The 12,372-nt window shown below is 55.9% G+C and carries 12 protein-coding genes; 8 read left to right on the top strand and 4 right to left on the bottom strand.

Annotation, left to right across the window (positions count from 1 at the left end; all coding sequences use genetic code 11):
- The first annotated feature begins 138 nt into the window (after window positions 1–138).
- From ACOCF6_RS09270 to ACOCF6_RS09240, 7 genes are all read left to right on the top strand, one after another.
- Complete coding sequence (locus tag ACOCF6_RS09270; RefSeq protein ID WP_482460103.1) at window positions 139–813, top strand: flagellar basal body L-ring protein FlgH; 675 nt, start codon at window positions 139–141, stop codon at window positions 811–813.
- 13 nt (window positions 814–826) lie between these two features.
- On the top strand, window positions 827–1,921 hold the full coding sequence (locus tag ACOCF6_RS09265; protein ID WP_482460102.1) for a flagellar basal body P-ring protein FlgI: 1,095 nt from the start codon (window positions 827–829) through the stop codon (window positions 1,919–1,921).
- A 138-nt stretch (window positions 1,922–2,059) separates the two neighbouring features.
- Window positions 2,060–2,455 carry a rod-binding protein gene (locus ACOCF6_RS09260; RefSeq protein ID WP_482460101.1) on the top strand — a complete coding sequence of 132 codons (396 nt, stop codon included), beginning with the start codon at window positions 2,060–2,062 and terminating at the stop codon, window positions 2,453–2,455.
- A 35-nt stretch (window positions 2,456–2,490) separates the two neighbouring features.
- The gene (locus ACOCF6_RS09255) at window positions 2,491–2,976 is read left to right on the top strand and encodes a flagellar protein FlgN (RefSeq protein ID WP_482460100.1); all 486 of its coding nucleotides are present in this window, start codon (window positions 2,491–2,493) and stop codon (window positions 2,974–2,976) included.
- A gap of 1 nt (window position 2,977) precedes the next feature.
- On the top strand, window positions 2,978–4,423 hold the full coding sequence (gene flgK, locus ACOCF6_RS09250; protein WP_482460099.1) for a flagellar hook-associated protein FlgK: 1,446 nt from the start codon (window positions 2,978–2,980) through the stop codon (window positions 4,421–4,423).
- Between the two features lie 72 nt (window positions 4,424–4,495).
- Window positions 4,496–5,407 carry a flagellar hook-associated protein FlgL gene (flgL, locus tag ACOCF6_RS09245; protein ID WP_482460098.1) on the top strand — a complete coding sequence of 304 codons (912 nt, stop codon included), beginning with the start codon at window positions 4,496–4,498 and terminating at the stop codon, window positions 5,405–5,407.
- A gap of 101 nt (window positions 5,408–5,508) precedes the next feature.
- Entirely contained in the window at window positions 5,509–6,861 is a 1,353-nt protein-coding gene (locus ACOCF6_RS09240) for an MATE family efflux transporter (protein ID WP_482460097.1), read from the top strand.
- A gap of 97 nt (window positions 6,862–6,958) precedes the next feature.
- On the opposite strand, the gene ACOCF6_RS09235 is transcribed toward ACOCF6_RS09240, so the two are convergent.
- On the bottom strand, window positions 6,959–7,459 hold the full coding sequence (locus ACOCF6_RS09235) for a DUF3124 domain-containing protein (protein ID WP_482460096.1): 501 nt from the start codon (window positions 7,457–7,459) through the stop codon (window positions 6,959–6,961).
- A gap of 108 nt (window positions 7,460–7,567) precedes the next feature.
- Window positions 7,568–9,775 (bottom strand): ATP-dependent helicase, encoded by a 2,208-nt coding sequence (locus ACOCF6_RS09230; RefSeq protein WP_482460095.1) that lies wholly within the window; start codon window positions 9,773–9,775, stop codon window positions 7,568–7,570.
- Window positions 9,776–9,923: 148 nt separating this feature from the next.
- On the opposite strand from ACOCF6_RS09230, the gene ACOCF6_RS09225 reads away from it, so the two are divergent.
- Window positions 9,924–10,487, top strand: a complete 564-nt coding sequence (locus tag ACOCF6_RS09225; RefSeq protein WP_482460094.1) for an ANTAR domain-containing response regulator — start codon at window positions 9,924–9,926, stop codon at window positions 10,485–10,487.
- Here the strand turns inward: ACOCF6_RS09225 and ACOCF6_RS09220 are convergent, their stop codons facing one another.
- Complete coding sequence (locus ACOCF6_RS09220) at window positions 10,488–11,084, bottom strand: chemotaxis protein CheD (RefSeq protein ID WP_482460093.1); 597 nt, start codon at window positions 11,082–11,084, stop codon at window positions 10,488–10,490.
- Window positions 11,081–12,370, bottom strand: a complete 1,290-nt coding sequence (locus ACOCF6_RS09215) for a diguanylate cyclase domain-containing protein (RefSeq protein WP_482460092.1) — start codon at window positions 12,368–12,370, stop codon at window positions 11,081–11,083. Before ACOCF6_RS09215 ends, ACOCF6_RS09220 begins: the two co-directional genes overlap by 4 nt.
- Window positions 12,371–12,372 lie beyond the last annotated feature (2 nt).

Below are 12,372 nucleotides of genomic sequence, written 5' to 3'. Positions count from 1 at the left end.
TAGAAATTATTGCTGCGTCTTTTGCAGAAATATTTTCGTGAGCGCACTTATCCTGCGAAGCAGGGCTAGAAGGTAGAAATTGTTTCCTGCGAAGCAGGGCTGGCATGTTAGGTGAAGTTAGGAATGAGGAAGTAAATCATGAAATATGTGTACTATTTGATAGTTCTGACAGGTTTGGTTCTGGGCGGATGCATTACGCAGACTACTGAAGTCAAGACGCCCAGTTTTGATCAGCAACTGCACAAAGCGCCCGCCGATTATTCAAATGGTTCGATCTGGCAGGCCGGTTCAACCGGTCTCACCGAGGATTTCAAGGCCCGCCGCAAGGGTGATATCGTCACCATCCTGATAGTTGAAAACGCCAGTGCATCCAAGGCGGCTAAAACCGGCACCTCACGTGCAACGACAGTCAATGCCGGCGTACCGAACTTTATGGGGCTGGAAACAGGTGTTTTGAAAAACTTCGGCGACTTGAGCAAACTGATCAACGCCAGCGTTGCTTCCAAATACGAAGGCGCCGGTTCGACATCCCGCCAGGAAACGCTGAACGCCACTATCTCGGCCAAGGTCATCGATGTGCTGCCCAACGGCAACCTGATGGTCGAGGGGCGTCGCAATGTCAAGGTCAACAACGAGGACCAGATCATCATTGTCGAGGGAACCGTCCGTCCTTCCGATATCGGGGCGGATAATATCGTCAATTCCAGCTTTGTAGCCGATGCCAGGATTACCTACACCGGCAAGGGCATCATCTCCGACCGTCAGAGCCCGGGATGGCTGATGAACATAGTTGACAAGGTTTGGCCATTCTAGCGGAGAACTTACTATGAACAGATACATCATTTCCCTGCTGTTGCTGCTGCTGTTGAATACCAGCGCACATGCAACCCGAATCAAAGACCTTGCCGCTTTCGAAGGGGTGCGTGATAACCAGCTTGTGGGATACGGGCTGGTTGTGGGACTGAACGGCACGGGGGACAGTGACCAGGCCCGTGTCCAGCTGCAGTCAATCGTTACCATGCTGGAACGGATGGGCGTCACCGTTAATGTCAACCTGATAAAGGTCAAAAACGTCGCCGCAGTTATGGTCACGGCCACACTGCCGCCTTTTGCCAAGCAGGGTAACAAGCTGGATGTAACGGTGTCATCACTGGGGGATGCCAAAAGCGTTGCCGGCGGCACGCTGATCATGACGCCCCTCAAGGGTGCCGATAACCAGGTGTACGCAGTGGCACAAGGTTCGGTACTGACCAATTCCTTTGCTTTTGCCGGTCAGGGGGCCACTGCCCAGAAGAATCATCCCACCGCCGGACGGATCCCCGCTGCTGCTCTGGTTGAACGTGAACTGCCCAACACGCTGGCAGGAAAATCCATCCTGCGGCTTAATCTGAACCAGGCCGATTTTACCACCGCTACCCGCATTGCGGCCGTCATCAACGCGAAGTTCAATGCAGCCGTGGCAAGCAACAGTGATCCCGGTTCGGTGGTACTGCAGATACCGGAATCGTACGCCAACCGCACGGTCGAGTTCGTGGCGGCGCTGGAAACGCTGGAGGTCAAGTCGGATAACCAGGCCCGCGTTGTACTGAATGAGCGTACCGGCACCATTGTAATGGGTGAAAATGTGCGCATATCAACCGTAGCGGTTTCACACGGCAACCTTTCGCTGGTGGTCAGGGAGACCCCGCAGGTATCACAACCGGCGCCGCTCAGCAGAACCGGCGAAACAGTGGTTGTTCCCCGGACCGAACTGAAGGTGAAAGAGGATGCCCCCCGCCTTACGGTTATGCCGGAAGGCTCCAGCATCGGCGATGTTGTCCGGGCACTCAATGCGCTGGGTGTAACGCCGCGCGACCTGATCAGTATCCTGCAGGCGGTCAAGGCTGCCGGGGCGCTGCAGGCCGAATTGACTATTATTTAGTAAGTTAGAAGCATTTTCTGAGGTTTTAATCAGAAAATGCTTCGTTAACGCACTTATCCTGCGTAGCAGGGCTAGTAAGTTAGAAGTAATTTTGAAGTTTTTGTCAGGGCTGGTCTAATCATTCAAGAATAAGCCCGAATGGGCGATAAGAAAGTACGTGCCATGGATATCGCAATGACCCAGAGCATACCGGCAGTTGGAGATGAAGCGGCCGCCAAGGCCCGCCAGTTGCAGCGACAGAGTGCCGGTGCAACTGGTCTGAGCGAGAAGCAGCGTCAGCAGGCAAAAAAGATCTCTCAGGATTTTGAGGGACTCTTTATCGGCATGATGATGAAATCCATGCGCGAGACCGTCGGAAAAGACAAGCTCACCGGTGGCGGGCATGGAGAAGATGTCTACCGATCCATTCTTGATCAGGAATACGTTGCCGCAAGTGCCAAACGAGGCGGTTTCGGCTTGGCGAAGCAGATCGAAAAAGAGATCATCCGACAGGAAAACAGAAAAAACATACGGACGATTGATACGAAGGAATAGAATCTGACCGTAACGTCGTGTGGATTGGGTGAAAAATGAAAAATCTTATGGTTGCTCTTGAGCAACAGCAAAAATTGCTGGAAGAACTCCGTGACCTGCTGAAACGGGAAACCAGCGAGCTTTCCGACGTTCATCTGGATGCAATGTCCGAGATAAATGAACTGAAAGAGAACCTGTCCGTTCGTGTCGAGGCACATGCAGCACTACTTCGCAGCGCTATCCAGGAAGTTGCTGTACGCGAAGGGCTTTCATCCAAGGCGACCTTAGGCGATCTGGCTGTCAGTCTCAGCCAGAAGGGTAATCGGGATGTTGCGCGGTTCCAGGCCGAGTTGAATATAATCGCCGCACAGATCAAGGAATTGCTGACCCTCAACAGCGAGATTGCGGAGCGTTTTGCGGCTTCATTAGGTAATACGCTTGATTTTCTGGCACGCATAATCAATCAAACCAGTACCTACGGCGCATCCGGCAGCTACCAGCAGCGCCCGGCCGGTGCTGTTCTGATAAACAGGGAGGCATGATATGGGACTGGGCGCAGCCATGGAGATCGGCAGGAACGGCCTCACCATTTACCGGGTTGCCACAGAGGTAACCGGTGAAAATATCGCCAATGTAAATACCCCCGGATACTCGCGCCAGCGCGTCATTCTGGAAAATGCCCCTCCGACGACAGCCAACGGCTTTCCGCTGGGTACCGGCGTGAGGATAGCCACGGTCGAGCGCTACTATGACGGACTGCTGCAGCAGCAGATTGTCAATGCCCAGACGACCCAAGGCTATGATACGACCAAGTCCACTGTCCTGCAGCAGGTCGAACCGGTTTTCAACGAGATCTCCAATGACGGTCTCGGGTCGGCGATTTCCAAATATTTCAGTGCCTGGCAGGATTTGACGGTCAATCCCACAGGAACGGCAGAACGACAGACGGTCATCAGCAATGCAAATATTCTGGCCGACAATTTCAAATCCATCAGCCAGAACCTGACTAATACCATCGCCAGTCAGGACGCCGCCCTTGTCCCTTTGACGGACAGCATCAATGCCACGCTGAACAATATTGCCCAGCTTAACGGACAGATCAAGCAGACGGAGCTGGTTGCCGGCAACGCCAATGAGATGCGCGATCAACGGGATCAACTGGTACGGGACCTGTCCAAGCAAATTGGCATCAGATTCCAGGAAAACCAGGACGGCACGACCGATGTCTTCCTGACAAACGGAGCTGCCCCGCCCAATTATCTCGTTCAGGGAATAAATGCCGGAAGTCTGGATGCGGTCAAGGCGCCACCCGCCACGACCACAACCGTGACCATCACTGATGTGGCCGGCGCGACCGTAGCGGTTGACCCTTTGGCCGCACCGCCATTGTACACTGCCCCTGACGGCGGCCAGCTGTGGGCCACACTCCAGTTGCGCGACACGATCATTCCCGGATATCTGGCCCAGGTAGATACACTGGCGTATTCGATCACAACGGCCGTTAATGCCTTGCACGTTACGGGGAATTCCCCTACCGGCGGGTCCGGCCAGAACTTTTTTGAGCCCTCGGGGACGGTCGCCGGTTCTGCCGCAAACTTTGCTCTGGCTGCAGGCCTGACCACGGGCACGATTGCAGCGTCGGGAAGTGCGGTACTTCCTGGAGACAATTCCAATGCGCTTGCAATTGCACAATTATCCGGCGCCACCACCACCCCCGCACCTCCCGCGACCCCTAATGCCAGCTTCAACAGTTTTTACAGCAGTTTCGTCAGCACGGTCGGTCTGGATGTAAAATCAAGCAAAACGACAGTATCCCAGGATGAGGCCTTTACCAAACAGTTGTCCTCACTGCGGGAGTCGAATTCCGGGGTGTCGCTGGACGAGGAATTGACCAATCTGGTCAAATATCAACGCTCATACCAGGCCTCGGCCAAACTCATCTCCACTGCAACGGAGATGCTGGATACGCTTATCGGGATGATACGTTAGTTCAGCACAAAATACGGCGCTGTTTCCTGCTGAATAAAGCACCGTTCAGATTACAGGTCTTAGGAGAACATCATGCGTGTAACCGCGAACATGTCGGCAGATAACTCGATTTACAACATACAGCAGGGGCGCAACCGGCTCGACCGGCTGCAGGAAACAATCACCTCCGGTCAGAATATCAACAGGCCCAGCGATGACCCGATCTCCAGCCGAACCCTGCTTGATATAGGCGACAAGCTCAAGGCCTATGAACAGTTCAGCGCCAATAACATCAAGGCCAAGTCGTGGATGCAGATCAACAATACAGCCTTGACCGCCATGAACGACATTCTCACCCAGACCAAAGCGCTCATGAACAGCTTCACCAGCGGCAGTTCCGACCCCAATGACCGCCAGAATATCCATGACCAGCTTAACGATCTGAAGAAACAGATCATCGACATGGCCAATACCCAGTACGGCGACCAGTATATCTTCGGTGGAGCCGATAACCTTGTGCCGCCATACACGCAGAATGACCCAACCAACACCTATGCCGGCGACAGCACTGAACGCACGATCGAAATCGCCCAGGGAACGACCCAGCCCATCAGCCTGACCGGTGACAGCTTTCTGACGTCAACAACCCCTCCCAATACAAACATACTCCAGATGTACGATGACCTGATGGCTGCGGTCGGAGACAGTAATCCGTTAAACCCGAGTGATCCGGTTGCGTTGGCCGCAGCTTCCCAGTTGCTGAACCCGGCTACCAAGCAGATATTCAGCGCCATCAACACAAACCTGTCCCGCATGACCAGGGTTGAAAACATGGCCAAGCTGAATGAGACCAATAAAAATACACTCAGCAGTATCGTTGGCAATATTCAGAACGTGGATATGATCAAGGTCGGGGTGCAGCTCAATACCGAGAAAAATGCCTTTGATGCCTCCCTGTCGGCGACAGCCAAACTGGTGCAGATGTCGCTGCTGGATTTCATGTAAGCGTAATTGCAACGAGCAGAGCACCAAGGCGGGACCAGTCGGTCCCGCCCTGTTATTGTAAAAGCATTGACCTCCCTGCAGTCCGGTCTTATAAAGAATCCATGCTGTTTTCCTTTTCCAACCTAACTGTTACATCCCGCAAACCTGTCTCCATCCGCCGCGATGTATTCCGTCTCTCCATGCCGGTACTACTCTCATCCCTGTTCCAGCGTCTGGTCTCCATTGTAGATATCTTCCTGACCGGAGGTCTGGGCGCTGCCGCCATTGCGGCCACCGGACTCGGTCAATTGCTGATGTTTGTCGCCATGACCGTTTTCTGGGGGCTTGCTACCGGAACAACAGTGGTGATTGCGCATCTGACCGGTGCGGGGCGGCATGAAGATGCCGGTCGGGCGGCCTTTGTGGCCTGCCTGGCCTGTTTGCTGCTGACAACGGTCTGTACGACTATCGGATCGGTCTGGGGCGGGGATGTTGCCCGGATGATGGGAGCCTCGGCCGATGTGCAGGCCCTGGCTGCCGAGTATACCCGCCTGGTATTCCTCTGGATGATCTGGACCACCGGTCTGAATGTTCTTTCAGCGGTCATGCATGGCACCGGCAATACCCGCACACCGATGGAGGCCATTATCCTGGTCAATATCCTGCACGTGCTCATCGCCTGGCCGCTGATTTACGGGAAATTCGGCCTGCCGCCCCTGGGGGTCAAGGGGGCGGCCATTGCCATCAATACGTCAGAATTCGTCGGTTGTGCCTACCTGCTGATCCAGGCCCTGCGGAAGGGGTATATCACCTTCAGCCGCCCTGATCTTCCGATCTTCGGCCGGATCTGGCGCATCGGCTGGCCGGTGGCTCTGGAGAGGATCGCCCAGCAGAGCGGCCAGTTGTTCTACTCAAGCTTCATCATCGGCTATGGTACCAGCGCCTATGCCGCCCACCAGATCGGGCTCTCCATCGAATCGCTCTCCTTTATGCCGGGGGCCGGCATGGGGATTGCGGCCGCGACCCTGATGGGCCAGTCCCTGGGTGCCGGCAAGATCCGCCGGGCTCGCATCAGCCACAGGGAAGCATTGCGTCTGGCTGTGCTGGTGATGTCTGCCATGGCCCTGATCTTTCTGTGTGTGCCGCATTTCCTGATCGGTTTGTTTACCCATGATCCGGATGTTATCGAGAAGGGGAGTGTCTTTCTGCAGTTGGTCGCCTTTGCCCAGATTCCGCTGGCCGTATCGTTCGTCTATGCCGGCAGTCTGCGGGGGACGGGTGATACCTTCTACGTGTTCATCGTGACGCTGGTAGCCATGTGGGGAATTCGGGTGGCGTTGTCGTGGGCAGCGGCCAGTTGGCTGCATCTCTCATTGTATGCGGTGTGGGGGGTGTTTCTGATCGACTGGTATTTCCGGGGTGCGGCCTTTGCCTGGCGCTACCGGCGCAGGGATTTGCACAGCGTGGTAGTGTGACAGTACCGGGCGGGACACCACAGGTTCTGATCGAGAACCCTCAGGATGTCCACGTTCCCGGGCAACTGCCTGTTGGCGGCGGATCTGGCGGGATCCCTTACGGCGCCCCTTCCCTGATCTCCTGTCCCGGGCTGACGAAGGAGATGCCCTGCCCACCGGTGGTGCCAATCATGACGCACTCGATTATCGGGGCATTGATGATCCTGTCGGCCTCCCATCTGACGATGAAGTTTGCGCCGAAGCCGCCGCTGACATCCCGTTCCTCGATGTGGACATCGGTCGAGGCCAGCGCTCCCAGTATCCGCGGACGTTCCAGATAGCGCCGGACCAGTTTTCCTGCGGTATCGTAGTAGTCGATAGCGGTAATCCGCAGTGAAACCGTCGGGTCCGTGCTCCGGATGCTCAGGTTGGCCTCCAGCTGAAGTGCCCGTTTGCGGGGACCGCTGAATATATTGGAGTAGACCGGCACATACACGGTCTGTTTCTTCGCAAGCCTGATGTCAGCCGTCGAAGCCCAGCTGTGTGTGGGCAATAAAACTACGCACAGCCAAAGTACGGCCGCCAGGAGTGCCCCAAGACATTTTTCCTGATTCCACATATGTTCTCCTTTCCAGCATTGTATGAATCGGACAGAACTCCATGCCATGTGCACAGTGGGAGCGGTGCTCCTGACAGGTTCGGCAAGCGGGGTGGTGGCTGCAAGCCGTCAGGCCCGCTCCAGACCTGCAAAACGCAGCAGCAGTTTCTTCGGCCCGACCGAGAACCAGACGATGGCCTTCTGCCCCTCACCTTCTCCTTCGAGCTTGCGGATGGTGCCGACACCGAACTTGGCGTGGCGCACCTTCATGCCGAGGAAGACGTCGCCATGCTCTTCGGGTGGTTCCGGGACGATCTCGATCTCGTTGGAGAAGGAGTGGCTGATGGAGGCCAGATTGTGTGACGGGTAGGGGGTTGCGTAGACACGGGAGGGCTCGCCCTGTTGGGACAATGTGCCGCCGCTGTCCTCAATCAGCTCTCCCGGAATATCCTTCAAAAAGCGCGACGGCAGGTTGATCTGCTCCTGGCCGAACAGGTAGCGTCTGCGGGCGTTGAGCAGGTAGAGCCGCTCCCGGGCACGGGTCATGCCGACGTAACACAGCCGGCGCTCCTCCTCCATGCCGTCCAGATCATCCAGGGCACGGACGTGGGGGAAGAGCCGCTCCTCCATGCCGATCATGAAGACCGCCTTGAACTCCAGCCCTTTGGCTGCATGCAGGGTCATCAAGGTAACGGACGGTTTGCCGCTCTCCCCCTGCTCCAGGTCAGAGACCAGCGAGACCTGCTCCAGGAATTCCGACAAACCCGCCTCCGGATTCTTTTCGACAAACTCCTCCATGCCTGCCAGGAGCTGTTCCAGGTTTTCCAGCCGCTCGGCATCCTCCGGGTCTCGGCTTTCCTTCAGGCGCGCCAGGTAGCCGCTCTCCTGCATAACGGTCTGGGCCAGCTGCGGCAACTCAAGTCGGCCGGACTGTTGCCGGAAATCATCCAGCATGGCAGAAAAAGATGCCACCTTGGCGCGCGGACTGGCTGTCAGGAAGCCGCTGCCTGCGGCCTGGTTCATGGCCTCGCTGAAGGTGATACCTTGCCGGCTGGCCAGTTCCGAGATCCTGTCAATCGTGGTGTGGCCGATGCCGCGCGCCGGAACATTGATGATCCGCTTTAGTGAGACCTCGTCGGCCGGGTTGTCCAGTACGCGCAGATAGGCCAGGATGTCCTTGACCTCCATACGGGCGTAAAAGCGGACGCCGCCGACGATGTGGTAGGGGAGTGCGTCGCCCACCAAGGATTCCTCAACCAGGCGCGACTGGGCGTTAGTGCGGTAGAAAACCGCCATCTCCTCCAAAGGTACCCCGCCGGCCCGCAGTCGTCCGATCTCGCGGCAGACGAAGCGCGCCTCCTCGCGGTCCGATTCGACCCGCTCGTAGCGGATCTTTTCGCCGGCCGGGTTATCGGTCCAGAGGGCCTTGCCCTTGCGGCCGTAGTTCTGCTTGACTACCTCGCCGGCCGCCTTGAGGATGGTGGCGGTGGAGCGGTAATTCTGCTCCAGCCGGACCACACGGACACCGGGGAAGTCCTTTTCAAATTCCAGGATGTTGCGGATGTCGGCACCGCGCCAGGAATAGATCGACTGGTCGTCGTCCCCCACCACGCACAGGTTCCGGCGCTCGCCGGCCAGCAGTCGGATCAGGTTGTACTGTACCGGGTTAGTGTCCTGGTATTCGTCCACCAGGATATACTGGAAACGTTCCTGGTATTGGCGGCGCACCTCCGGAAAATCCGACAGCAGACGGACGGTCTGGATCATCATGTCGCCGAAATCCAGGGCATTGCACTTCTTCAATCGATCCTGGTAGACGGCATAGATCTGGACGATCTTGGCATTGTAGATGTCGCCGGTTGCGACCGAGTCGATATCCTCTGGAAATAATCCCCGGTTTTTATAGTCATCGATCTTTGCCCCGACGGCCTTTGGGGAAAACTTTTTTTCGTCCAGATTCTGCTCTTTGAGGACATCCTTCAGGAGGCGTTCGGAATCGCGGTCGTCATAGATGGCGAAGGAGGACTGGTATCCCAGGTGGTGGATGTCGCGGCGCAGGATGCGGCCGCAGGCGGCATGGAAGGTGGCGATCAGCGGGGAGTCGCCCCCCCCCAGCAGGCGCTGTACCCGTTCTGCCATCTCCCGGGAGGCCTTGTTGGTAAAGGTGACCGCCAGGATATTCCAGGGGCGCACACCGCAGTTATGGATCAGGTGGGCGATGCGGTGGGTAATGACGCGGGTCTTGCCCGAGCCGGCGCCGGCCAGGATCAGCAGCGGTCCCTCGCTGTGCAGCACGGCTTCCTTCTGGGGCGGGTTGAGATGTTTTGTGAAATCCATAGGTTCAGTTTTAGACGTTCGGGGTGATAGCGTCAAGGGTAAAAGGGGTGGATCTGGCTGTAAATGGCGCGAATGTTCCAGGCTTCGGTCATGCTGGCATGACTGATGCTTCTACCAGTGTGCAGCCTCAATCGAAGGGAGACGTATTATGGGGAAAACCATACTGATATGCGACGATGAGCCTGTCATCAGAATGAACCTGAAGGCGATGCTGAAGGATATCGGCTTCGACGATGTATTGGAGTGCGGTGACGGCAAAAGGGCCGTGGAAATGGCCTTGGCGAGTTTTCCCGACATGGCGATCCTGGATATTACCATGCCGGAAATGGATGGCATAACCGCTGCGACCGAGATCAGGAAGAAACTCAAAATCCCGATCCTGCTGCTGACGAACTCGTATGATGCCCAGACTGCGAAACGGGCAGCAGAGAGCGGAATTGCCGCATTTTTAACCAAGCCGTTGCGGGAACAGGACCTGCTGCCTGCCATAGAAATGGCGCTGGCGCATACCGGACAGGTTGAGGATCTCAAGGAAAAGGTCGAGGATCTCAAGGAGACCATCGAGAATCGCAAGGTCATCGAAAAGGCCAAGGGCATGCTGATGGAACAGGGGCGGATCTCAGAGGCCGACGCCTATCGCGCCATGCAGAAGATCGCCATGGACAAGCGCAAGTCTCTGCGCCAGGTGGCGGACGGGATTTTGAAGGGCTGATTACCACAGATCGATGGTTGGCAGGGCTTTCTGCTGCCTCTCAATTGCAGCTTGCCAGCAGTCCCGGTCGCGCAGGGCAATCTTGCTGCTGCGGCCGGCACTGATTTTTCTGCGATGGACTGAAAAGTCGCCATTGGAAAAATGGATGACCCTGCCGAAATCTCCTCCCAGATCCTCCGCATCAAGGGGAATGCCTTCGTTTTGCAGGAACTCGCGGATGAAATTGCAGTTGACCTGCCCTACACAGAAAAAATTGCTGCTTTCTGTCTCCCGGTACATGAGGGTTGCCCCACCGAAAATCTTTGCCCGCAGCTGTCGACGGTTGGCCCCCTTGGCCATCATGTCGTTGATCAGCAGTTCCATGGCATGGATGCCGTAGCGGCCGGCCTCGGAGACATGGATCGGCATGTCCCGAGAGTAGCGGGTATTGCTGAGCATGAAATGATTCATACCGATCAGCTTGTTTTGTCGATCATACAGACAGGCGGCGATGCAGGAGCCGAGCAGGGTCGATATGACGGCCGGATTACCGGTGGAATAATATTCACCGGGATCAATGGTTACCCGTTCGCAGTTCTGGTAGGTTTCGATTCTCATACCTGGTTTTCAGGCAGGCTGAACCTGTAGGTATTTCTTCCGGCTTTCTTGGCGGCATACATGGCCCTGTCGGAGGCGATCTCCAGTTCTTTCGTCAGCGAACCGTTATCAGGAAACATGCTGATGCCGATACTGGTTGTTACAACTACCTGAGTGTCCGTGAGCTGAAACGGCCGTGAGAACTGATCCAGCAGCTGCTCTGCAATCACGGTCAGCAGTTCCTTGCCTTCGCAGTCGGTAAAGATGATACAGAATTCATCACCCCCCAGGCGGCTGATGGTATCAAGGTCCCTTTTGCAGCAGGCCCTGATTCTTTCGGCGGCTTCCTGCAGCACCTGATCCCCGGCTTCATGACCGAAGGTGTCATTAATTTCCTTGAAATAGTCCAGATCCAGTGTCAACAGGCCAAACTGCATGTCGTAACGTCGGGACTTGGCAATGGCCTGCTCCAGACGATCCTCGAACAGACGTCGGTTAGCCAGCCCGGTGAGCGGATCCAGGAAGGCCAGATCACGGATGGTCTGCTCGTTTTTGATGCGCTCGCTGACATCACGAATGATCTCGACAGTTCCTGTGACGATACCGCGTGAATCCCGCAGCAAAGAAGCGTTGCTCTCGATGTGCAGCATTTTGTCACCGAGTTGAAAACTCCGGCAGGATGTATGGGGTTGTCCATCCTTTACAGTCTGGACAGTAGGACAATCCTGGCAGGGTTCGTCACGTCCGAAAAATTTATAGCAGGCCGATCCGGTCCAGTCGCCGAGCATCTCTGTCATGGCCCTGTTTTGATAGAGAATCCGGAAGTCAAGATCCTTGACGGTAATAGCTTCAGCCATTGACTCGACAACAGTTCGGAACTTTTCCCGTTCGTTGTACAGCTGTTGCTTGACTGCAGCGATGTCACGGCACCTCTGTACCCCCAGGAGCAGTTTCTCCACTTCGATGGGTTTGAAAAGATATTCACTGAAACCAAGCTCGAGTGCCGAGGCAAGACAATCGGAGTCACGATTTGCAGATGTTGCGATGATCTGGGTATCCGGGTCAAGCACTTTTATCCGGCTGACCAGTTCCAGACCGCTCATACCGGGCATATTGATATCGGTTATGATGATTGGAAAGCGCTGCTCCTGAAATTTCTGAAGACCTTCACTGCCGTCTGCTGCAATCTCGACCCTGGCACCGTACCTGGAAAGCACGCGAGAAATCAGGAGTGCTGATACATCATCGTCTTCAACTATAAGCAGATCAAGCCCGTGAAGGTTTATGTTGAGCATGGCAGGCGGCATAA

Source organism: Geobacter psychrophilus, from assembly GCF_056821595.1.
This window is presented reverse-complemented; position numbering and strand designations above follow the sequence as displayed.